The sequence below is a fragment of the Rhizobium acidisoli genome (assembly GCF_002531755.2).
GTDB classification, from domain to species: domain Bacteria; phylum Pseudomonadota; class Alphaproteobacteria; order Rhizobiales; family Rhizobiaceae; genus Rhizobium; species Rhizobium acidisoli.
The window spans coordinates 1,310,483-1,331,412 of record NZ_CP034998.1 but is presented as its reverse complement, the minus strand read 5'-3'; the positions used below and the strand labels follow the sequence as shown (position 1 = coordinate 1,331,412).

20 protein-coding genes and 4 tRNA genes are annotated in these 20,930 nt (G+C 61.2%); 9 read left to right on the top strand and 15 right to left on the bottom strand.

Going from position 1 to position 20,930, the window contains the following annotated elements:
• The 9 genes from rplK to CO657_RS06610 form a co-directional block, all read right to left on the bottom strand.
• On the bottom strand, nt 1–432 hold the full coding sequence (rplK, locus tag CO657_RS06645) for a 50S ribosomal protein L11 (protein WP_003547518.1): 432 nt from the start codon (nt 430–432) through the stop codon (nt 1–3).
• Between the two features lie 177 nt (nt 433–609).
• Nucleotides 610–1,140, bottom strand: a complete 531-nt coding sequence (gene nusG / locus CO657_RS06640) for a transcription termination/antitermination protein NusG (protein WP_003573823.1) — start codon at nt 1,138–1,140, stop codon at nt 610–612.
• Between the two features lie 17 nt (nt 1,141–1,157).
• The gene (gene secE, locus CO657_RS06635; RefSeq protein ID WP_003547514.1) at nt 1,158–1,358 is read right to left on the bottom strand and encodes a preprotein translocase subunit SecE; all 201 of its coding nucleotides are present in this window, start codon (nt 1,356–1,358) and stop codon (nt 1,158–1,160) included.
• Between the two features lie 194 nt (nt 1,359–1,552).
• A tRNA-Trp gene (locus tag CO657_RS06630) sits at nt 1,553–1,628 on the bottom strand.
• A gap of 167 nt (nt 1,629–1,795) precedes the next feature.
• Nucleotides 1,796–2,689, bottom strand: a complete 894-nt coding sequence (locus tag CO657_RS06625) for an NAD-dependent epimerase/dehydratase family protein (protein WP_054186216.1) — start codon at nt 2,687–2,689, stop codon at nt 1,796–1,798.
• Nucleotides 2,690–2,858: 169 nt separating this feature from the next.
• Nucleotides 2,859–2,993 carry a hypothetical protein gene (locus tag CO657_RS37910; RefSeq protein WP_003587206.1) on the bottom strand — a complete coding sequence of 45 codons (135 nt, stop codon included), beginning with the start codon at nt 2,991–2,993 and terminating at the stop codon, nt 2,859–2,861.
• A gap of 204 nt (nt 2,994–3,197) precedes the next feature.
• Nucleotides 3,198–4,373 carry an elongation factor Tu gene (gene tuf / locus CO657_RS06620; RefSeq protein WP_003573803.1) on the bottom strand — a complete coding sequence of 392 codons (1,176 nt, stop codon included), beginning with the start codon at nt 4,371–4,373 and terminating at the stop codon, nt 3,198–3,200.
• A 347-nt stretch (nt 4,374–4,720) separates the two neighbouring features.
• A tRNA-Gly gene (locus tag CO657_RS06615) sits at nt 4,721–4,794 on the bottom strand.
• A 24-nt stretch (nt 4,795–4,818) separates the two neighbouring features.
• Nucleotides 4,819–4,903, bottom strand: a tRNA-Tyr gene (locus CO657_RS06610).
• Nucleotides 4,904–5,107: 204 nt separating this feature from the next.
• On the opposite strand from CO657_RS06610, the gene rlmB reads away from it, so the two are divergent.
• A complete protein-coding gene (gene rlmB / locus CO657_RS06605) occupies nt 5,108–5,998 on the top strand; it encodes a 23S rRNA (guanosine(2251)-2'-O)-methyltransferase RlmB (RefSeq protein WP_054181902.1) in 891 nt (296 codons plus the stop codon).
• 37 nt (nt 5,999–6,035) lie between these two features.
• The gene (locus CO657_RS06600) at nt 6,036–6,728 is read left to right on the top strand and encodes an AprI/Inh family metalloprotease inhibitor (RefSeq protein WP_054181901.1); all 693 of its coding nucleotides are present in this window, start codon (nt 6,036–6,038) and stop codon (nt 6,726–6,728) included.
• A 4-nt stretch (nt 6,729–6,732) separates the two neighbouring features.
• Here the strand turns inward: CO657_RS06600 and CO657_RS06595 are convergent, their stop codons facing one another.
• Nucleotides 6,733–7,467, bottom strand: coding sequence for a hypothetical protein (locus tag CO657_RS06595; RefSeq protein WP_054181900.1), 735 nt, complete (start codon nt 7,465–7,467; stop codon nt 6,733–6,735).
• Nucleotides 7,468–7,670: 203 nt separating this feature from the next.
• On the opposite strand from CO657_RS06595, the gene CO657_RS36645 reads away from it, so the two are divergent.
• Both CO657_RS36645 and CO657_RS36640 read left to right on the top strand, forming a co-directional pair.
• Entirely contained in the window at nt 7,671–7,829 is a 159-nt protein-coding gene (locus CO657_RS36645) for a hypothetical protein (RefSeq protein ID WP_003587211.1), read from the top strand.
• 166 nt (nt 7,830–7,995) lie between these two features.
• Complete coding sequence (locus CO657_RS36640) at nt 7,996–8,133, top strand: hypothetical protein (RefSeq protein WP_003587214.1); 138 nt, start codon at nt 7,996–7,998, stop codon at nt 8,131–8,133.
• Nucleotides 8,134–8,214: 81 nt separating this feature from the next.
• Here the strand turns inward: CO657_RS36640 and CO657_RS06590 are convergent, their stop codons facing one another.
• Nucleotides 8,215–8,556 carry a hypothetical protein gene (locus CO657_RS06590; RefSeq protein ID WP_054181949.1) on the bottom strand — a complete coding sequence of 114 codons (342 nt, stop codon included), beginning with the start codon at nt 8,554–8,556 and terminating at the stop codon, nt 8,215–8,217.
• 290 nt (nt 8,557–8,846) lie between these two features.
• Nucleotides 8,847–8,922, bottom strand: a tRNA-Thr gene (locus tag CO657_RS06585).
• Between the two features lie 155 nt (nt 8,923–9,077).
• On the opposite strand from CO657_RS06585, the gene CO657_RS06580 reads away from it, so the two are divergent.
• The 3 genes from CO657_RS06580 to CO657_RS06570 are packed head-to-tail and all read left to right on the top strand — an operon-like array spanning nt 9,078 to nt 11,419.
• Complete coding sequence (locus CO657_RS06580; protein ID WP_049734088.1) at nt 9,078–9,851, top strand: NAD kinase; 774 nt, start codon at nt 9,078–9,080, stop codon at nt 9,849–9,851.
• Nucleotides 9,852–9,855: 4 nt separating this feature from the next.
• Nucleotides 9,856–10,365, top strand: a complete 510-nt coding sequence (locus CO657_RS06575; protein ID WP_054181899.1) for a hypothetical protein — start codon at nt 9,856–9,858, stop codon at nt 10,363–10,365.
• A 34-nt stretch (nt 10,366–10,399) separates the two neighbouring features.
• Nucleotides 10,400–11,419: an alpha/beta hydrolase family protein gene (locus CO657_RS06570; RefSeq protein ID WP_054181898.1), complete on the top strand. Its 1,020-nt coding sequence runs from the start codon at nt 10,400–10,402 to the stop codon at nt 11,417–11,419.
• 55 nt (nt 11,420–11,474) lie between these two features.
• On the opposite strand, the gene prfB is transcribed toward CO657_RS06570, so the two are convergent.
• From prfB to CO657_RS06555, 3 genes are all read right to left on the bottom strand, one after another.
• Nucleotides 11,475–12,606, bottom strand: a protein-coding gene (gene prfB / locus CO657_RS06565) for a peptide chain release factor 2 (RefSeq protein ID WP_164918666.1) whose coding sequence is annotated in 2 segments (ribosomal slippage) — nt 11,475–12,536 and nt 12,538–12,606 — 1,131 coding nt in all. Because the reading frame shifts where the segments join, the coding sequence is not laid out codon by codon here.
• Nucleotides 12,607–12,706: 100 nt separating this feature from the next.
• Nucleotides 12,707–15,166 carry a penicillin-binding protein 1A gene (locus CO657_RS06560; RefSeq protein WP_054181896.1) on the bottom strand — a complete coding sequence of 820 codons (2,460 nt, stop codon included), beginning with the start codon at nt 15,164–15,166 and terminating at the stop codon, nt 12,707–12,709.
• A gap of 365 nt (nt 15,167–15,531) precedes the next feature.
• Nucleotides 15,532–16,803 (bottom strand): N-acetylmuramoyl-L-alanine amidase, encoded by a 1,272-nt coding sequence (locus CO657_RS06555; RefSeq protein ID WP_054181894.1) that lies wholly within the window; start codon nt 16,801–16,803, stop codon nt 15,532–15,534.
• A 625-nt stretch (nt 16,804–17,428) separates the two neighbouring features.
• Here CO657_RS06555 and CO657_RS06550 point away from each other — a divergent pair.
• Both CO657_RS06550 and CO657_RS06545 read left to right on the top strand, forming a co-directional pair.
• Entirely contained in the window at nt 17,429–20,326 is a 2,898-nt protein-coding gene (locus CO657_RS06550) for an Rne/Rng family ribonuclease (protein WP_054181893.1), read from the top strand.
• Nucleotides 20,327–20,467: 141 nt separating this feature from the next.
• A complete protein-coding gene (locus CO657_RS06545; protein ID WP_012557352.1) occupies nt 20,468–20,677 on the top strand; it encodes a type II toxin-antitoxin system VapB family antitoxin in 210 nt (69 codons plus the stop codon).
• Nucleotides 20,678–20,930 lie beyond the last annotated feature (253 nt).

Genomic DNA, 20,930 nt, shown 5'->3' with positions numbered 1-20,930 from the left:
TTAACCCACCACTTCCAGGCCCATGGCGCGGGCAGAGCCCTCGATCATCGCCATTGCACCTTCGATATCCGCTGCGTTCAGATCCTTCATCTTGGCTTCTGCGATCGACTTGATCTGAGCCTTGGTGAGGGAACCGGCCTTGGCGCCCTTGCCGGGCGTCTTGGAACCGGACGTGATCTTCGCTTCCTTCTTCAGCCAGTAGCTGACCGGAGGCTGCTTCATCGCGAAGGTGAAGGACTTGTCCTGGTAATAGGTGATGACGACCGGGATCGGCATGCCCTTTTCCATTTCCTGCGTGGCGGCATTGAACGCCTTGCAGAATTCCATGATGTTAATGCCACGCTGACCAAGCGCCGGACCAATCGGCGGGGACGGGTTTGCCGATCCTGCCTTGACCTGAAGCTTGAGCTGGCCTGCAACTTTCTTAGCCATATCTCTCTGCCTTTCATGAACGGCCGGTCGCCCGGCCCGTGATGCCGGATCTCTCCGGCGGCTGCGGTTGCGTGGTGCGGATCATTAGGGTCCGGCTAAGACCCCTCACCTTCCACGCGGGTGCGGACAAGGTCCGCAGGAAACCGGCCGCAAAGGCCTGCTTCCAATCTCTTACAATCAGACCTTCTCGACCTGAGCGTATTCCAGCTCGACCGGCGTTGCGCGGCCGAAGATCGACACTTCGACCTTCAGGCGCGAACGCTCTTCGTCCACATCCTGAACCGTGCCGTTGAACGACGCGAACGGGCCGTCGGAAACGCGAACCTGCTCGCCGATCTCGAAGGTAATGGAGGCCTTCGGCCGCTCGACACCTTCCTGGACCTGGCCGAGAATGCGCTCGGCTTCATGATCCGGAATCGGAACGGGCTTATTGTCGGAGCCGAGGAAGCCTGTGACCTTCGGCGTGTTCTTGATCAGATGGTAGGCTTCGTCCGTCAGATTGGCGCGAACCATGACATAGCCCGGGAAGAACTTGCGCTCGCTGTCGACCTTGCGGCCGCGACGCACTTCCACCACCTTTTCGGTCGGCACGAGGATCTTCTCGAACAGGTGCTCAAGCCCCTTCTGGCGAGCCTTGTTCTCGATGTCTTCAGCGACCTTCTTTTCAAAATTTGAATATGCGTGGACGATGTACCAACGTGCCGCCATTTTCATCTCCACCCGTATCAGTTGCCGGTATTGAGCACGAAGCTCAGAGCCCAGCCGATCAGCTGGTCAGCGGCAAAGAAAAACAGCGCGGCGAAAACCACCATCACAAGCACCATGACCGTCGAGATCATCGTCTCGCGGCGCGACGGCCATGTAACTTTGGACGTCTCGGAGCGAACCTGCTGCAGAAACGCAAACGGATTGGATTTTGATGCCATCGACTGCCCACGCAATTACGGCGCGTAAAGCTGAAACTATCAGCCCCACGCACCGCGTGTCTGTTGAACCCTAAATAAACACCGATTCCCCAATACACAAGAGGGAAACCGAAGTTTAACGAAATTAGTCACTGCCCATCGATCCCCGGCCGGAATGCCGCGAGCACGTCCGCGCTGTCCCGCATCAAGGAAAATGGCAGGGGCAGTAGGGCTCGAACCTACGACCTGCGGTTTTGGAGACCGCCGCTCTACCAACTGAGCTATACCCCTTCATGCCGCTCATTCAGCGCTGGGCCAAGGCCCGCAAATCGCTGCTGAAAAGCATGGCGCTCCCTTTAAGACGGCGACGGCGGATTGGCAAGCACGATTTTCGTTTTTCATAGCCATTCTGCGCATATGCGAGCGATCGGCTTGCTCATCGCGCCGCCGATACGGGTTCAGACCTTCACGTATTTGCGCCAATCGTGCTCTTCCTTAAAACCCAGCACCTCGCGAATCTTGCGGTTGGAGAGCAGGCCTTCATATTCGCCGATCTCGCGGGTGAAGGGCACGTTGGGGAAGAATCGCCTGGCAAGCTCCCTCGACGGCGTATTGGCCGAGACGGTATCGTTCGCCGCATTGAAGACCTGATAGCCCAGACCGTCCTTTTCGACGCAGAGATGGCAGATCTGCCCGAGATCGCGGGCGTCGATATAACTCCAGGCGATGCGTTTGCGCATCTCGGGATTGGCGAAATAGGTGGGGAACCTCTCATATTCGTGCGGCTCGATGACGTTACCGATGCGCAGCGCATAGATGTCGAAGCCTGAACGCTCCGCAAAGGCGCGCGCCGTCTTTTCGTTGACCACCTTGGAAAGCCCGTAGGAATCCATCGGATTGACGTCGTAGTCTTCCTCCAGCGGGAACTGGTGGAAATCGCGATGGCCTTCGGCGAAGCAGACGCCGTAGGTCGTCTCGCTGGATGCGACGATAATCTTCCTGATGCCGAGCTTCACCGCCGCCTCGATGACATTATAAGTGCCCATCGTATTGATGCGGAAAGTCTCATTGTCGGGCTTGATCAGAATGCGCGGGATGGCAGCGAAATGCACGACGGCATCGAAGGGCTGCACGCCCCTGCCCGCATCGAGATCGGGAAAATCGCGGTGCATAGACAGCGCGTTGAAGACCTGGCCGCTATCGGTGATGTCGGCAATGAGATTGGTGACGCCGGGACTGTCCAGCGGCACCAGATCGAGGTTGTGAACCTCGTAACCCGCATTGACGAGCCATGGCACGGTATGGCGACCTGCCTTGCCCGAACCGCCCGTAAACAGAATTCGCTTCTTCATGGAATATCCTCCGCGTCATCAAATCGGAGGCATAGTTAGACGCTTCCGCGCGAAGAGCAAGCGAGCGTCCTGCAAGGGTTTACCCCCGCGTCGCCAGGAGCACCCTCTCCGGGCGCCTGGCCGATCATTTCCGTTCACCGCAGACGCCTGCGGTGAACTGCTGAAATCGTCACTTAACGACGGTTACGTCACCGATCTGCACTCCGGCTGCCTGAACAACCTCCTGCGGAATTGCAGCGATGAAAAACATCGTGAAAACATACATCGCGAATATCGTCGCAACGAACGTGGCCTTTGGAATCATCCGGGCTCTCCTCTTTGCATGAAGGAGTCTGGACTAAAATGAACCAATCACAACTGGTTTCTGAATGTGAGATGAACAAAATACTGTGACAGGCATATTTAACGATATTTTTACAACACCTGTTAATCCCTCAAGCAGGTATCAAAACGAAAAAACCCCGCCGTTTCCAGCGGGGTTTTTCCTGAATTTCGGGTAATCCCAGGATTACTCGACGATCGAAGCAACGATACCGGCGCCGACGGTGCGGCCGCCTTCGCGGATCGCGAAGCGCAGCTTTTCTTCCATCGCGATCGGAACGATCAGCTCGACGGCAACCGTGACGTTGTCGCCCGGCATGACCATCTCGGTGCCCTCAGGCAGCGTCACGATGCCGGTAACGTCCGTCGTGCGGAAGTAGAACTGCGGACGGTAGTTGGTGAAGAACGGCGTATGACGGCCACCCTCTTCCTTCGTCAGGATGTAGGCTTCCGCCATGAACTTCTTGTGCGGCTTGACAGAGCCCGGCTTGCACAGGATCTGGCCACGCTCGACGCCGTCACGGTTCACACCGCGAACCAGTGCGCCGATGTTGTCGCCAGCCTGGCCCTGATCGAGCAGCTTGCGGAACATTTCAACGCCGGTCACCGTCGTCTTCGAGGTCGCGCGGATGCCGACGATCTCGACTTCTTCGCCAACCTTGACAATGCCACGCTCGACGCGGCCGGTCACCACAGTGCCGCGGCCCGAGATCGAGAACACGTCTTCGATCGGCATCAGGAACGGCTGGTCGATCGGACGCTCAGGCGTCGGGATGTAGGCGTCAACAGCTGCCATCAGCTCGCGGATCGCGTCTTCGCCGATCTTCTTGTCAGAATCTTCAAGAGCAGCAAGCGCCGAACCCTTGACGACCGGGATATCGTCGCCCGGGAAGTCGTAGGACGACAGAAGTTCGCGAACTTCGAGCTCGACCAGTTCGAGAAGCTCGGCGTCGTCAACCTGGTCGACCTTGTTCAGGAACACAACGATCGCCGGAACGCCGACCTGGCGGGCGAGCAGGATGTGTTCGCGCGTCTGCGGCATCGGGCCGTCAGCGGCCGAGCACACCAGAATCGCGCCGTCCATCTGGGCAGCACCGGTGATCATGTTCTTGACGTAGTCGGCGTGGCCGGGGCAGTCGACGTGGGCGTAGTGGCGGGCCGGCGTCTCATACTCGACGTGCGCCGTCGAAATGGTGATGCCGCGGGCCTTTTCTTCCGGAGCAGCGTCGATCTGGTCGTACGCCTTGAACTCACCGAAGTACTTCGTGATCGCTGCCGTCAGAGACGTCTTGCCGTGGTCAACGTGGCCGATCGTGCCAATGTTGACGTGCGGCTTGTTGCGCTCAAACTTACTCTTTGCCATTTGAATGCTTCCTGTGAACGAAATGGTGGGCCCCGGCGAACCGGTTTAGTGCCGCCGTTTAAGGCTTTCGGCGACATTGCGCAAGACTTAATTGCAGACGCCATTCTTGGTGTGACAGCGCATATGGGGGACAATTCGCCGGCTGCAAGGCGATTCGCCGGCATGCAGGGGAAAATCACTGAAATCCTTGCAGAAAATCGCGTGGACGGCGAGAGATGAAGCACGGGCGCGAAGGATCGAGCGCCCTCGCCTGTCAGTCGAGAGCCGCTGTCGCCAGCCTCTTCCGAAACATCGACGTGCGGAAATTATAGCGGCAGCACCGGGCGCATGAACGAGCTTTGGAAAACTGGAGCGGGTAGCGGGAATCGAACCCGCGTATTCAGCTTGGAAGGCTGCTGCTCTACCATTGAGCTATACCCGCGGGGTGGTCCGATCCGATGACGAATGGTGGAGAGAGTTGGATTTGAACCAACGTAGGCTGAGCCAACGGATTTACAGTCCGTCCCCTTTAACCACTCGGGCATCTCTCCAGTTTTTCGTCCGGATCTAGAAGACCAAGTTTGTCAGACTTCGAAGCGTTGCCGCCCGTCGTCTGCGCCGCGTATATGACCGGAGCATTTCAGTCTGTCAACACGATGACAACGGAAAAAAACACGAAAAATTTCATTCGCCGCCGAAAGCCGGCATATGAAAGAAAGCCTATGCGGCGGCGAGCGCCATGGCTATAAAGCCGCATGAGCAAAGACAAAAAACCCGGCGGCAAGGCCGCGACAGACCCATCGGCCAAGGATACGCATTACGCCACGCTGCGGCGCGCCCACCGTGACGCCAAGCGCGAACGCGGCGAGATCCCGACCCCTCAGCCGCAGAAACGCAGGCGCGGGGGTGAGGACTGGAAGCCGCCGGCGCTGGCGCCCGACCAGGTGCATCTCTATGGCCTGCATACCGTGCGCGCCGCCCTCGACAATCCCGAGCGCAAGAAGATCAAACTCTTCGTGACGCAGAACGCGCTGGCGCGGCTCGAAGTCGACGTCGAAACGCTCGGCATTCCCTTCGAGATCGTCTCGCCGCAGGAGATCGACAAGGTGCTCGGTCCCGAGGCGATCCATCAAGGCGTCATGCTGGAAACGCGGCCGCTGCCGGTCCGCCGGCTCGAAGCACTGAAGGACAGCCCTCTCCTGCTCGTCCTCGACCAGGTCACCGATCCGCATAATGTCGGCGCGATCATGCGTTCGGCGGTCGCCTTCAATGCCGGCGCCGTCATCACCACCCAGAGACACAGCCCGACTGAGTCAGGCGTGCTGGCCAAATCCGCCTCCGGCGCGCTGGAACTGATACCTTACATACAGGTGACCAATCTCGCCGATGCGCTCGGTGAACTGCACAAGCTCGGCTTCTCCACCATCGGCCTCGATTCGGAAGGGCCTGCGGCGCTCGAGGGCACGTTTTCGGGCGAGAAAGTGGCGCTGGTGCTCGGCTCCGAGGGCAAGGGGCTTCGCCAGAAGACGCGGGAAACCGTCAACGCGCTTGCCCGCCTCGACATGCCGGGCGCGATCAAATCGCTGAACGTCTCGAATGCGGCGGCGATCGCGCTTTATGCGGCGCGGCTTTACCTGAAGGCATAGGCTGGTCCGCATGCGGGCCGCGACAAGGGGGACTGTCATGATCCGTTTGGTCTTTCGGCTCGCGGCTTGCGCAGCCGCCCTCCTCATCTGCGGTCAGACGTATGGGCAGGATATCGATCCCGACATCCTCAAAGCGCAGGCAGGAACCTATCTCGTCGCGCCGGAAGACGGGCGCGCGGGATGCCGGATGACGCTCGGAACCGACATGGCGATCGGCGGCTATTCGGTTTCCGGGCAGGAGGCCTGCACCAAGCCGTTACCAGCCCTCGCGGATGCCGCTGCGTGGAATTTCGACGGCAATGGCGGCCTCATCCTGATCGATCCGACGCGCAAGGTGCTTGCCCATTTCGTCGAAAACGAGGGCTCTCCGATGAAGACGGAAGACGGCAAGCTGTTTCTGCTGCCTGCAGCCCCCGACGGCGTCGATCACCTGCCGACCTTCGACAGCCTTGCCGGGACTTGGACAATGCAGCGGCCGGACGGAGAAAGGCTTTGCGGCGTCACGCTCGACAGCAATGTCGGGACGGACGGCAATGCGCCATTGTCACTCTCCGGTGACTGCGCTGCCAATGTCGCCAAGCTCAAGCTTGCGGTCTGGCATATCGAGGGTTTCGCCCTCACGCTGATGGGCGGTGACGGCTCGTCGCTCGGGTTCGACATGCGCAGCGACGGCAATTTCGACAAATCGAAACAGGAAGGCGGCAAGCCGCTTTCGCTCGTACGTCACTGATCGGTCAGTCGGGCGTCTTGCAAGTGGTCAGACCGTCCATCGGCCGTCGGGTCGTATCGCCGGCCGCATAGACAAGCTCGACGGGATAGACGACCACGCTCGGCAGTTTCTCGATTTCGCTGGCGTGGTCGGGGCTGCGTTTGATTTCCGCCTTGTAGGCCGCGGCGCAATCCGGCAGTTGCTTCGGCGCCAGGCCGGTCTCGGCGGCAATCGCTTTCGCGCAGCCGGTGCCTTCGAGGTAGAGCGAGCAGGAAGCCGTGTAGACGCGGCGGAAATCGAGCGTCAGCTCCGCCTTCCCGCTCCTGATCGCGGCAAAATCATCGCCATCGAGGGAATCGTCGAGCAGCCGCTCGCCCGTCGCCGCATCGTAGACGACGAAGGGCAGCCCGCCGCTCCACCCGTCCGCCGCCCGGAAGAAGACGAAACCGCCGCTGACACCCATGAGATAGCCGGCGGTATCGTCCGCGATCACCCGCTCGCGCTCGCTTGTGCGCTCACACGGCGCATCGGCGGCAAGCAGCGCCAGCTTTTCGGCGCCGACCTCGCCGAGATCGACCTCCTTGACCATGAAGGCTGGATAGCGGCTGCAGGTGATCTTCGGCTTTGCATCGGGATTGAGCTCATCCTTCGGCAGCGCGACGACATCCACTTTTATCGGCTTGTCGAAAGCTACACCGTTTGCAGAGGCTCCGGCGACGAATGCCGCGACAATGACCGATGCTGTAACCGTCCGTTTCATGACCGTCCCCAACTGTTTCAGGCATCCCTGACACAGTTCAACCCGCTGCGACAGATGGAAAACGCATGCCTGAGATAGCCGCGCAAAGCTCGACCGATGCCGGAGAAATTCGATTTTGCCTTGGAAAGACCTCCTGGACCACTATGATCGGGCGATGACCGATCGCAACGACCGGTCGGAAGCAAGAAGGAACGATCCCCATCATGGCTATTCGACCGCTGATTTTCGGTATCCTCTTCATCGCGGTCTTCGTCGGGATCATTCTCAGCATCATCTGGGTGGACACCTCGCACCCGGTCCACCAGCCCGATCCCCTGTCGCCGACGGCGCCCGGCCCCGCGACGCCGGGAACGGTGCAATAATGCATGTCATCAGGAAACGTGCAGCGGTTCCGGGGTAACGACATGCATAAAAACAAAAGGCTAAAGCGCGTCGCATGAATCAAAATCGATGCGGCGCGCTTTAGCCCTGATAGGAACGCGGACGACAATGGTGCGTTAATCCCGACTGAACGAGGATTGAACGCCTATGCGCATAATGATTGCCGTCGTCGCCTTCATGGTCGCCTCCGTGCTCAGCATCGCAATCCTGTCGCCGTCGGGTGCCGGCCAGACCGGCAACGGCAACAAGCTCGAGGCGAGCGTCAACGAACCCGTCACGCATTGAAAAACGGCCCGGATGATCCGGGCCGTTCTCTCGCCGCGCGTCTCGGGCGCGCAACGAACGCTGTAGCAGAATGCGCTGGCGTCAGCCGCGATAGAGCCAGAAAGGCATATCACGATCGCGATGGCGCCACTCACGGCGTTCCTGCCAACGCTCGGCACGCCACCGGCGCCAGCGCCAGTCATCATCACGCCAGTCGGACCGGCGCCAATCGCGCTGATGGCGCCAACCGCGGTCGTCACGCTCATCACGCCAGCCGCGGTCGTCACCGTCGCGATCACGTCGCCAGCCATCACGAATTTGAACGATATCGCCCTGGGCCGACACAGCCGGCCGGTCGACGGGCATGGCGGCGGCCGGGGCGACTGACGAAAGAGCCGCACCGACGGACATGGTTGCGGCGAAAAAGAGATGTGCGAGCTTCATGGCTGCTTCCTCATTGTTGATGAGGCGAAGATAAGCTGGCGCGGCTGAATTGGCGCTGAAGCAGCCCTTCAGGGAAGGTTCATCAAGGGATGTGCGATGGCTGGACAAATCTGCCGGTGCGATCGAGCGAAGCGGCGTCCAACCCAGACTATGAGTTAGCCGGCGGTATCGCGCGGATGGTGCCGGAGCATTCTGAACCAGTCCGCCTTCGTTTCTACGAACTACGGCGCGACAGCCTCCGCTTAGCTGCTCTCTTCGGCTCGCCGAGCCGAAGCTTACAGAGCGTAGGCTGGTGCCCCCGGCAGGGTTCGAACCCGCGACCCCCTGATTACAAATCAGGTGCTCTACCAACTGAGCTACAAGGGCAATAGGTGCCCAACTAGCAGATTCTATGATTCTGTAAAGAAAAATTCGTGTCTGTGGGGAGAGATCGGCCGCCCTCAAACGCTTGGCGATAGAAAACGTCCTTGTCGCACCAGCCCTTTATCCGTTAGCTAGAGCAGCTTCACAAAGGGCATTGCATGGGCCGTTCATTTCAGACTCTTTCCTTTATCGCCTCGCCGACGACGGAGGCGCTCGCCGCGCGCGAGGAGTTGATTCGCATCTATGGCGACGTACCGGCCGATGATGCCGATGTCATCGTTGCGCTCGGCGGCGATGGTTTCATGCTGCAGACGCTGCACAACACCATGAACTCCGGCAAGCTGGTCTACGGCATGAACCGCGGCTCGGTCGGCTTTCTGATGAACGACTACCGCAGCGAACAGCTTCAGGAGCGCATCTGTGTCGCCGTCGAAAACGTCTTCCGGCCGTTGCAGATGACGACCGCCAATGCCGACGGCACCAATTCGACGGCGCTCGCCATCAATGAAGTCTATCTTTTCCGCCAGTCCTACCAGGCTGCCAATCTGCGGGTCACGGTGGATGGGCGCGTGCGCCTGGAGGAGCTGATCTGCGACGGGCTGATGGTGGCGACCCCTGCCGGGTCGACGGCCTATAATCTTTCCGCCCACGGCCCGATCCTGCCGCTCGAGGCGCCGCTGCTCGCCATGACGCCGGTCAGCGCCTTCCGGCCGCGGCGCTGGAGGGGCGCACTGCTGCCGAACAAGGTGACCGTCGATATCGATGTCCTCGAGCCGGTGAAGCGGCCGGTAAATGCGGTGGCCGACAATACGGAGGTCAAATCTGTACTGCATGTCCGCATTGCCCAGTCGGAGCATATGACGGCACGCATCCTTTCCGATCCCGACCGCTCCTGGTCCGACCGTATTCTCGCCGAGCAGTTCAAGGATTGAGACGATGGTTGTGCGACGGATATTGATGACCACGGTTTTCCTCATCGGATGGTCGGCTGCAGCCTTGCCGGCGCAGGATGCCATCCTGCCGGCATCGGTGATTTTCGCGACCAGCACCGGCTACTGGGAGGATGACGGCAACGCACCGGATGTCGAGCGGGCGCCGACAGGTGCCGAAAGCGTTGCCAATCCCGAGGGAAAGGCCACGCCGCGCCACGGCTATTACAAGCTCTTTGCCGTGCGCCAGGAAGACAGGACCTCGAAGGTCTATCTCCAGCAGATTGCCCAGACCGAGACCGGCCCGGCGATCGCTTCTACCGTCGAGCTGCAGGAGTTCAGCGACCTGAAGCCTTATGTTACCGATATACGCCCCGAAAATTCGAACGGCATCATCAAGGAACCGGGGCTGTTCGCGACGATCTATCTGAAGACCGATCCCAATGCCGAGCCGGATGGTTGGACTGTGCTGATCGACGAATTCGGAGACATCACCGTCGAAAAAGCGACGAATTGAACCACTGGGAATCGTTCGGGAAGGCGTGGAAGAGATGAAACTCGGCTACCGCGACGGTGTCCTTTACGACAAGAACAGGTTGAACTGGGACGCAAACGGCCCCAGGCCGATCAGCTGGTCGCTGTGGTATCCCGCCGCCGAGGACGCGCGGGAAAGCGATACAGCGGAAAGAAGCTGGTTCAAGAAGGCGGCCGTCGCCCGCGACGCACCCATCCGGCCGGATGCCCGGCCCTATCCCCTCGTCCTGTTGTCGCATGGCACCGGCGGATCCGCGGCCGGACTGGAGTGGCTGGCGCGACGGCTCGCCGATCGCGGATTTGCAGCGCTCGGCGTCAACCACCACGGCAATACCGGCAATGAGCCCTATCGCGCCGAAGGTTTTGCCTGCCTTTGGGAGCGGGCGCCGGATCTGAGCTTCGTGCTCGACCACCGCGATGACTGGCTCGGCGATCTCTCCAGTCATATCGATACGAGCCGCGTGTTCGCCGCCGGATTTTCGGCCGGAGCCTATAGCGTCACGCTGCTTCTCGGCGCTGTCGCCCAGTTTTCGCAGTTCGAGCCATCCAGGATGAAGCCGGGTGGCATGCGCGGACCAAGGGAGTTTCCCGACCTTGCCGATCATATCCCGGCCTTGCTTCGCACCAGCGATGTGTTTCGCGATTCATGGTCGCGGATATCGAAGTGCTACCGGGACGACAGAATCAAGGCTGCCCTCCTCTGCGCGCCGGGCCGATCCGTTCTCGGTTTCAGCGAGGAAAGCCTGAAAGCCGTCGACGCGCCCGCTCTTATTCTCGTCGGCGATGCCGACAGGGCGGCACCGGCCGAGGAATGTTCGGCATGGCTGCATGCGCGGCTGAGACACAGCACTCTTAAAATCTTCGGCGGCGGGCTTGGGCATTACGTCTTCGTGCCGGAGGGCACCGCACTCGGTCTGGCCTTTGCGGCAGAGCTCTTTACCGACCCCCCCGGCATTGCGCGCGCAGCTGTTCATGACGAGATTGCCGATCTGTCGGCAAGGCTGTTCCAGGACAGCGCGGTCAAAGCGATCGCCTGAGCATCAAAAAAGCCCCGTCTCCGGGGCTTTCCAATCTCAATCCTGGTTTTGTCTATCAATCCACGTCGTCGACGACTGCGTCGGCGGCGCCGCTGATGCGGTGGGCAAGGGCCGCTTCCATGAACTCGTTGAGTTCGCCGTCGAGCACATCATCAGGCGCGGTGCTGGCGACGCCGGTGCGCAGGTCCTTGACCAGCTGGTAGGGCTGCAGCACGTAGGAGCGGATCTGGTGGCCCCAGCCGATATCCGTCTTGGAGGCGGCTTCGGCGTTGGCGGCGTCCTCACGCTTCTTCAGCTCGGCTTCGTACATGCGGGCGCGCAGCATGTCCCAGGCCTTCGCGCGGTTCTTGTGCTGCGAACGCTCCTGCTGGCACTGCACGACGATGCCGGTCGGCATATGCGTGATGCGCACGGCCGAGTCGGTGGTGTTGACGTGCTGGCCGCCGGCGCCCGACGAACGATAGGTGTCGATGCGGCAGTCACCTTCATTGATCTCGATCTGGATCGAGTCGTCGACCACGGGATAGACCCAGATCGACGAGAAGGAGGTGTGGCGACGCGCGTTGCTGTCGTAAGGCGAGATGCGCACCAGCCGGTGCACGCCCGATTCCGTCTTCAGCCAGCCATAGGCATTGTGTCCCTTGACGAGCAGGGTCGCGGATTTGATGCCCGCCTCTTCGCCGTCATGGACTTCGAGAAGCTCGACCTTGAAACGCTGGCGTTCGGCCCAGCGGGTGTACATGCGCAGCAGCATGTTCGCCCAGTCCTGGCTTTCGGTGCCGCCGGCGCCGGAATGTACTTCGAGATAGGTGTCGTTGCCGTCGGCCTCGCCGGAGAGCATGGCTTCCACCTGCCGGCGCGCAGCCTCGGCCTTCAAGGCCTTCAGCGTATCCTCGGCTTCCTTGACGACGCCTTCGTCGCCCTCTTCCTCGCCGAGCTCGATCAGCTCGATATTGTCGTTCAGCTGCTGTTCCAGCTGCTTGACGCCGCTGATGCCGTCATCGAGCTGCTGGCGCTCGCGCATCAGCTTCTGGGCTTCCTGCGCATCGTTCCAGAGGTTCGGATCCTCTGCCTTGTTGTTCAACCAGTCCAGCCGTCTTATCGCCTGGTCCCAGTCAAAGATGCCTCCTCAGCAGGGTGATAGCCTGCTTGGTTTCATCGACCACGTTTTCGATTTCCGCTCGCATTTTCCTGCTTCTCTGTCTCGGTTCTTCTGGTGCTGGTGGACATAGAGACGCCCGCCGCGGATGTAAAGAGCCGCGGCGGGCGTTCAAAATTCGGCGATTGTCAGAACAGGCCGGGTGTGCCGGTCTGGACGGCCTGGTTTGCCTGCGGCGAGGTCTTCAGGATCTCTTCCGGCGCCATGGTGCTGTCCATGCCGATGACGTTGAAGCTGTCGGCCGGGCCGGTGCCTGGTTTGAAGGCCTCGATGATGGTGTTCGGATCGCCGTCGACGGCGGCCATGCCGGTCTTGCGGTCGATTGAAATCAGGTTCATGCCCGGCGGAATGACGAACTTCGATTCCGGCGTGTCCTTGACGGCGGCCTGCATGAATTCGTTGAAGATCGGGGCGGAGAGACCGCCGCCCGTGCCGCCGCGGCCGAGCGGGCCCGGCGTATCGAAGCCCATATAGAGGCCGGCGACCAGATCCGGCGTGAAGCCGACGAACCAGGCATCCTTCTCGTCGTTGGTGGTGCCGGTCTTGCCGGCCACGTCGCGGCCGCCGAGATCGATCTTGCCGGCGGCGGTGCCGCGCTGAATGACGCCCTGCATCATCGAGGTGATCTGATAGGCGGTCATCGGGTCGAGAACGGTTTCGCGGTTGTCGACGACATTCGGCTCTTCCTGATTCTGCCAGTCGCCGGCATTGCAGCCCTCGCACAGACGCTCCTCATGCTTGAAGATCGTCTTGCCGTAACGGTCCTGGATTCGGTCGATCAATGTCGGCTTGATCTGCTTGCCGCCATTGGCGATGACCGAATAGGCCGAGACCATACGCAGCACCGTCGTGTCGCCGGCGCCGAGCGACATGGAGAGAACCGGCAGCATGTGATCGTAGATGCCGAAGCGCTCGGCATATTCGGCGACGATGTTCATGCCGAGATCGTTGGCCAGGCGCACCGTCATCAGGTTGCGCGAATGCTCGATGCCCGAACGCAGTGTCGACGGGCCGCCAGATTCGCCGCCGTAGTTTTCCGGCCTCCAGACCTGGCCGCCCGAGACGATCTCGATCGGCGCGTCCATGATGACGGACGCCGGCGTATAGCCATTGTCCATCGCCGCCGCATAGACGAAAGGCTTGAACGAGGAGCCCGGCTGGCGCATCGCCTGGGTGGCGCGGTTGAATTCGGACTGGGCATAGGAGAAGCCGCCGACCATGGCGAGCACGCGGCCGGTCTTCGGATCCATGGCGACCAGGCCGCCCTGCACCTTCGGCGGCTGCTGCAGGCGATAGGAGGTCGAAGCGTCGCCGCCGAGCTTTGCGACATAGACGACATCACCGGGGGCGACGGCGCCGACCGGCGATTTCGTGCTCTTGCGGGCGGCATCGGCCGAACGGAAGGCCCATTGCATGTTCTTGGCGTCGATGGTGCCGCGTTGACGGTCGGGCGAAACCTTGCCGCTTCCATCCTTGGCCGGCTGCAGGCCGATATCGACGGTGCTGTCGGAGACGGCGAGCACGACGGCAAGCCGCCATTCCGGCACGTCGGCAAGTGCCGGAATATCGGCAAGCGCCTTGCCCCAGTCACCGCTTGCGTCGATCTGCTTGATCGGGCCGTGGAAACCGCGGCGCTCGTCATAGGTGATGAGACCATCCTGCAGCGCCTTGCGGGCAGCAAGCTGCAGCTGCGGATCGAGCGAGGTGCGCACCGAAAGGCCGCCCTCATAGAGGACCTTCTCGCCATATTGGTCGATCAGCTGGCGGCGCACCGCTTCGGCGAAATAGTCCGAAGCAAAAAGCGAAGGGCCGGTCGTGCGGGCAGTGACGCCGAGCGGCTGCTTCTTGGCTTCTTCGCCGTCACTCTGGCTGACATAGCCGTTCTCGACCATGCGGTCGATCACCCAGTTGCGGCGCTCGAGCGCAGCTTCCGGATGGCGGAAAGGATGATAATTGGCCGGGCCTTTCGGCAAGGACGCCAGATAGGCGGCTTCGGCAACGGTCAGCTCGGTGACGGATTTGTTGAAATAGGTGAGCGCGGCGCCGGCGATGCCGTAGGAATTCAGGCCGAAGAAAATCTCGTTCAGGTAGAGCTCAAGGATCTTGTCCTTGCTGTAGGCCTGCTCGATGCGGAAGGACAGGATCGCTTCCTTGATCTTGCGGTCGATCGTCTGGTCGGAGCTCAAAAGGAAGTTCTTGGCGACCTGCTGGGTGATGGTGGACGCGCCGACGGGGCGGCGGCCGGAACCGAAATTCTGCAGGTTGACGAGGATGGCACGGCCGAGACCGGTGAGATCGACGCCCGGGTGGTTGTAGAAATTCTTGTCTTCGGCCGACAGGAATGCCGCCTTAACGCGGTCGGGGATGGCTTGGATCGGCAGGAAGAGACGCTTTTCCTTGGCGTATTCGGCCATCAGCGCGCCGTTGCCGGCGTGGACACGGGTGGTCACCGGCGGCGCATAGCTGTTCAGAACAGCATAATCAGGGAGATCCTTCGCAACGTTGGCGAGATAGATGGCAACACCCGCCGCCGCGACCAGAAACAGGACGCAGGCCATTCCGAAGAAATATCCAAAAAGTCTAACCATATTTTCAGCTACCGGTCTCTTCGATCTTCAATCGGCGCAGAACGCAACGATTGCACGGATCAAGGCAATTTGCACGTTGCGCGGCTTACTCCATGAGCGCTACCGCCACAAGCCGATTCCGCGCCACAAGCTTAGGAAACATAAGCCGGAGTAACGGCGCGATTGTGAGGAAAATAGGGCTCTGCCCGCCGCATTCACCGCCGCAAGCGCGTTTCATTAGGACTGTCACATCCAAGCAACGCCCGTCCCCGCCGCCGATCCAAGCCATCCCGCTCAGAATTTGAGTCATGCGATGGATATTAAGTCTTTGTTTTCATGGATTCCACCGACCCGCAACCCCTATGGATTTATGGGGTCGGCAGGTATCAGCCGCCATTGGCGATGACGGCGGCGCGGTAGCGCTTCACTGCGTCGGTCAAAAGACCGACGATCTTGCCGCGCCAGGTCTCGTCGAGCAGCAGTTTCTCGTCGTCGGCATTCGAGAGGAAGCCGAGCTCGAGGAGGATCGACGGCACGTCGGGGGCCTGCAGCACGCGGAAACCGGCGTGGCGGTGCGGATTGTTGATGGTGCCGACCTGGTCCTTGAAAGAATTCAGCACGCTCTCGGCGAGCGAGATCGAGAAGGCCTGGGTCTCGCGCCGGGTCAGATCGAGCAGGATATCGGCGACCTCGGGCGGTTCGGCGACCGTCTCCTTGCCGGCAATCTGGTCGGAGAGGTTTTCGCGTTCGGCAAGGTCGGCGGCGAGCTTGTCGGATGCCTTGTCGGAGATGGTGTAGACGGTGGCGCCGCGAATATCCTTCTGCTTCAGCGTGTCGGCATGCAGCGATATGAACAGGCCGGCATGGTTCTGGCGGGCGATGAGCACACGCTGCGACAGCGACAGGAACTCGTCATCTTCGCGCGTCAGGAAAGCCTTGATGCCCGGCTCCTTGTTCAGCCGCTCGGTCAGGGCCTTGGCGAAGGCAAGCGTCACCTGCTTTTCCTCGGTCTTGGTGTCGACCCCGATCGCGCCGGTATCGATGCCGCCATGGCCGGCGTCGACGGCGATGACGAAATCGCCGGGGGCGGCTTTCTCAGGCGCCGGAATGGCGCTCGTCGTCTGGGCCGCTTCGGCCTGATCGTTCGAGGCTCGATCGCTCCAGGATTGCGTTTTCACCAGTTCGGAAAAGGCCTGCTTGTCAATCATCTCGGCATCGAGCACGAGGCGATGCCCCTTGCCGGCCTCGTCGGCCTGCACCTTGGCGAGCGCCAGCTTCACCGGCCCTGCCGTCGTCAGGACGATGCGGGCGCTTTCCTCGTCCATCTTGCCGTAGCGGATATCCTTGAACAGGCCGCGGGCGGCGAGATCCTTGGCCGGAAAACCGAAGGCGGTCGCCGGCAGGTCGATAACGATCCGTTCCGGATTGGCGATATAGTGCACCGAGAAGCGCGGTTCGCGATCGAAATCGATGACGATGCGGGTCCTCGCATCGTCGCCGACGATGCGTGCGCCATAGGCAAGCAGCGGATCCCCAGCGGCGACGGAACCGGCAACGGCCGGCAGCAGACCGACGGCCAAAAGCGCCGTCAGAATCCGCCTAGCGAATGTCGATCGCCGCCCTGCGGATTTCGCCGCGATCCGAGCCCTCTTAAACAATAAACCGCCACACCCTATCTGCATTGTGATGGAGCCGACCCGGCCGCGTCGAACGTCGCCTGGACGAAACACCCTTTGCGGCCTACCGAATCGCAATCACTTTATCCCCAGTTTCTATGCGTTACGAAATCCATCAATATTATGGCACATTTGGCTTTTCCCTTGCTATTGTGACACAGAAAACATACAACGAATTTTAGGGTAAAGTGTTGACGGGATAGAGTCGCCGCAAAGGCTGCCAGCCAGATCAGGACCTGGCGCCACCACCGGTCATCGTCCGCCGTCTCATGCGCTTCATCCCTAGAACTGGATCCTGATTTTCCGGCTTATTGTCGGAATTCATTGGTGGATCAGCCACCACGCTCTCAGGGAGCAAACTCATCGGACCCGAACGGGTCTTCGTATTTGTCGATCACGCTTGGTTGTTGATGGTTTCGCAGCAGGTTTTATCTGAAGTGTACAGGCCCCGGACCGAAATGGTTCCGGCTGCGGTCTGGCTGCTGCCCTCCCCCTCGCATCAGGCGCGACTTTCATTATCCGGCGCGGCTACAGTGGACCGCATTCTTTCTGTTTCAACAGCAGTCGGGAATGCGCTCTCGCGGCCACGCCGAGGAGCACAGCTTACATGGCAGACAAAATGCTTATCGATGCGTCTCACGAGGAAGAGACGCGCGTCGTTGTCGTTCGCGGGAACCGCATAGAAGAATTTGACTTCGAGTCCCAGCACAAGAAGCAGATCCGCGGCAACATCTATCTGGCAAAGGTAACGAGGGTCGAGCCCTCGCTGCAGGCCGCCTTCGTCGATTACGGCGGCAACCGGCACGGCTTCCTGGCCTTCGCCGAAATCCATCCCGACTATTATCAGATACCGCTTGCCGACCGTCAGGCACTGCTTCGGGCCGAAGCCGAGGAGCATCGCCGCGACGAAGACGTCGAGCACGTCGAAACCGCGCCGATGGTCGATCTTTCCAAGCAGGATCAGCCGGATGTCGGCATCGTGCCGGCCGAGGCGCCGGAAACGGCAGATGTAACGGAAGAGCCGGCAGCGGCGGAGGCCGTTGCATCGCCCGAGGCCGCCGAGGAAGCGCCGGCCAAGAAGGCCAGACCGCGCCGCAGCCGCAAGAAAGCCGCCGAGCCGGTTGCCGAGACGACCGCGACCGAGGACGCCGTTCCGACAGACGTCGAAGCCGAAGGCGCTTCGAGCGTCGACAACGAGGATGACGGCTCGACCGGCGGCACGATGGCCGCCATGGTCGAAACCGACTCGATCTCCGAAGACGTCGACACCAGCAAGCGTCGCCACGATGACGACGACGACGATGACGATCACGGCGAAGAGGAAGTCATCGAATCCGTCGGCGCCGAAGACGCGATGGAAGAGGTACCGGACCGCGTGCAGCGCAAGCCGCGCAAGCAGTACCGCATCCAGGAAGTCATCAAGCGCCGCCAGATCCTGCTGGTGCAGGTCGCCAAGGAAGAGCGCGGCAACAAGGGTGCAGCGCTGACCACCTATCTGTCGCTTGCCGGCCGCTATTCCGTGCTGATGCCGAACACGGCGCGCGGCGGCGGCATTTCCCGCAAGATCACCAACCCTGCCGACCGCAAGCGCCTGAAGGAAATCGCGCGCATGCTCGAAGTGCCGCAGGGCATGGGCGTCATCCTGCGCACCGCCGGCGCCAACCGCACCAAGGTCGAGGTCAAGCGCGACTTCGAATATCTGATGCGCCTCTGGGAGAACGTGCGCACGCTGACGCTGGCGTCCACCGCTCCCTGCCTCGTTTATGAGGAAGGCTCGCTGATCAAGCGCTCGATCCGCGACCTCTACAACAAGGATATCGGCGAGATCATCGTTGCAGGCGAGGAAGGCTATCGTGAAGCGAAAGACTTCATGAAGATGCTGATGCCGAGCCATGCCAAGGTGGTTCAGCCCTATCGCGACATCCACCCGATCTTTTCGCGCTCCGGCATCGAAGCCCAGCTCGACCGCATGCTGCAGCCGCAGGTGACGCTGCGTTCCGGCGGCTACCTGATCATGAACCAGACGGAAGCGCTGGTTTCGATCGACGTCAACTCCGGCCGCTCGACGCGCGAACACTCGATCGAGGACACCGCGCTGCAGACCAACCTGGAAGCCGCTGAGGAAATCGCCCGCCAGCTTCGCCTGCGCGACCTTGCCGGTCTGATCGTCATCGACTTCATCGACATGGAAGAGAAGCGCAACAACCGCGCCGTCGAGAAGAAGCTGAAGGAATGCCTGAAGAACGACCGCGCCCGCATCCAGGTCGGCCGGATCTCGCATTTCGGCCTGCTGGAAATGTCGCGCCAGCGCATCCGCGCCTCGGTTCTCGAATCGACCACGCAGGTCTGCTCGCATTGCGGCGGCAGCGGCCATGTGCGTTCGCAGTCCTCGGTCGCGCTGCATGTCCTGCGCGGCATCGAGGAATATCTGCTCAAGAACACCACGCACAACATCAGCGTTCGCACCACGCCTGACATTGCGCTCTACCTGCTCAACCACAAGCGCCAGACGATCATCGATTACGAAAACCGTTTCGGCGTCGCTATCGTCATCGATGCGGACGGTTCGGTCGGTGCGCAGCATTTCGCCATCGATCGCGGCGAGGCCGTGGAGAACCCGGTCAAGATCGAGACGCTCTTCAACTTCGCAGCCATTCCTGAGGATGACGACGACGATATCGTCATCGAAATGGATGAGGACGAAGACGAGGAACTCGAGGAAAAGCCGGCAGCCACCGAGCGACCCGTCGCGGCACGCTCGGAAGGCGAAGGTGACGGCAACAGGAAGCGCAAGCGCCGTCGGCGCCGGCGCGGCCGCAACGGCAATGCCGAGCAGCCGGCATCGGCAGCAGGCGAAGCCGGCGACGAGGATGAAGACAGCGACGACGAGGGTGGCGAAGGTGATGAAACCACCGAAGGCGCGACCGAGACGCTGGCTGAAAGCGAGGAATCGCAGCGCCGCAAGCGCCGCCGTCGCGGCAAGCGTGGCGGCCGCCGCAACCGCGCCGAAGATGGTTCCGAACTGACGGCCGGCGAAGCCGGTGAAGACAATGGCGGTGACGAAGGCGGCGAAGAAGGCGAAGCCGACGACGTTTCGAACGGCGGCGCTGCTGGAGAAGCCGAAACGGTCGAAGCGGTTGCCGAGCAGGCTGGCGAAAGTCAGGCCGCAGCCGCCGCTGTCGAGGGTGCGGCTGTTGTCGCCGAGGATGTGAAGCCCGCCCGGGGCCGCGGCCGCCGCAAAGCCGCCGCAGCGCCTGTGGAGGAGCTCGTGGCAGAAGCAGCTCCTGTCCCCAAAGCCGAGCCGGAGTTGGTCGAGGCCTCCGCCGATCTCGAAACGCCCGCCCAGGAAGAGGCCCCGGAAGAGGCAAAGCCGGTTCGCGCCAACCGCGAATCCAACATCACCTCCTCCGAGCCGACGGTGAAATCCACCCGCAGCGAAAATGGCGAAAGCGACGACGGCAAGCCGAAGAAGGCCGGTTGGTGGCAGCGCCGTGGCTTCTTCTGAACGCTGATTTTCGGACGTAAATGATCAATCCGGCCGCGGCGACGCGGCCGGATTTTTGTTTGTGGCGACGGCACCTTCAGTGAAGTTGAATCCCAACGGATGGGCGTGTACCTTCACGATATTGGTATACTCGAGGTGGTCATGCGGACGACGATCGATATCGATGATGGCTTGCTCGACGCAGCAATGATCGTCACGGGATTGGCGACAAAAGAGGCCGCCGTCGAACAGGCTTTACGAAACCTCATCGAGAAGCACCGCCGGAAAAATGCGATCGCCGATCTCGCAGGCATAGGCTGGGAGGGCGACCTGGAAGAGAAGCGTTGCGACCAGCCGGACGACGGACAGTGATCGTCATCCACAGTCGGTGTTGGATCGTGCATCAGCGCGGGACAAGTGTGGCCAGCCAGGTCCGGGAGATCGCCGACGCCCGCCCCTCATCCGCCTGCCGGCACCTTCTCCCCGCTCGCGGGGAGAAGGGGATATGCCGCAACGTCTCCATCCCTCGCCAGCGTCTCGCGGGGCGCGTCCCCTCGCCCCGTTTACGGGGAGAGGGTTAGGGTGAGGGGCAGCCGTCGGCGGAGCGCTTCGCTATCGATTGGAT

Excerpts from the sequence above, each read along its gene's own strand:
- CO657_RS06595 (WP_054181900.1), bottom strand. The coding sequence starts at position 7,467 with ATGAAACGGACGGTTACAGCATCGGTCATTGTCGCGGCATTCGTCGCC.
- CO657_RS06560 (WP_054181896.1), bottom strand. The coding sequence starts at position 15,166 with ATGGTTAGACTTTTTGGATATTTCTTCGGAATGGCCTGCGTCCTGTTT.
- CO657_RS06625 (WP_054186216.1), bottom strand. The coding sequence starts at position 2,689 with ATGAAGAAGCGAATTCTGTTTACGGGCGGTTCGGGCAAGGCAGGTCGC.
- rplK (WP_003547518.1), bottom strand. The coding sequence starts at position 432 with ATGGCTAAGAAAGTTGCAGGCCAGCTCAAGCTTCAGGTCAAGGCAGGA.
- tuf (WP_003573803.1), bottom strand. The coding sequence starts at position 4,373 with ATGGCAAAGAGTAAGTTTGAGCGCAACAAGCCGCACGTCAACATTGGC.
- CO657_RS06580 (WP_049734088.1), top strand. The coding sequence starts at position 9,078 with ATGGGCCGTTCATTTCAGACTCTTTCCTTTATCGCCTCGCCGACGACG.
- CO657_RS37910 (WP_003587206.1), bottom strand. The coding sequence starts at position 2,993 with ATGATTCCAAAGGCCACGTTCGTTGCGACGATATTCGCGATGTATGTT.
- secE (WP_003547514.1), bottom strand. The coding sequence starts at position 1,358 with ATGGCATCAAAATCCAATCCGTTTGCGTTTCTGCAGCAGGTTCGCTCC.
- CO657_RS06550 (WP_054181893.1), top strand. The coding sequence starts at position 17,429 with ATGGCAGACAAAATGCTTATCGATGCGTCTCACGAGGAAGAGACGCGC.
- CO657_RS36640 (WP_003587214.1), top strand. The coding sequence starts at position 7,996 with ATGCGCATAATGATTGCCGTCGTCGCCTTCATGGTCGCCTCCGTGCTC.
- CO657_RS06575 (WP_054181899.1), top strand. The coding sequence starts at position 9,856 with ATGGTTGTGCGACGGATATTGATGACCACGGTTTTCCTCATCGGATGG.
- CO657_RS06570 (WP_054181898.1), top strand. The coding sequence starts at position 10,400 with ATGAAACTCGGCTACCGCGACGGTGTCCTTTACGACAAGAACAGGTTG.
- rlmB (WP_054181902.1), top strand. The coding sequence starts at position 5,108 with ATGAGCAAAGACAAAAAACCCGGCGGCAAGGCCGCGACAGACCCATCG.
- nusG (WP_003573823.1), bottom strand. The coding sequence starts at position 1,140 with ATGGCGGCACGTTGGTACATCGTCCACGCATATTCAAATTTTGAAAAG.
- CO657_RS06600 (WP_054181901.1), top strand. The coding sequence starts at position 6,036 with ATGATCCGTTTGGTCTTTCGGCTCGCGGCTTGCGCAGCCGCCCTCCTC.
- CO657_RS36645 (WP_003587211.1), top strand. The coding sequence starts at position 7,671 with ATGGCTATTCGACCGCTGATTTTCGGTATCCTCTTCATCGCGGTCTTC.
- CO657_RS06590 (WP_054181949.1), bottom strand. The coding sequence starts at position 8,556 with ATGAAGCTCGCACATCTCTTTTTCGCCGCAACCATGTCCGTCGGTGCG.
- CO657_RS06545 (WP_012557352.1), top strand. The coding sequence starts at position 20,468 with ATGCGGACGACGATCGATATCGATGATGGCTTGCTCGACGCAGCAATG.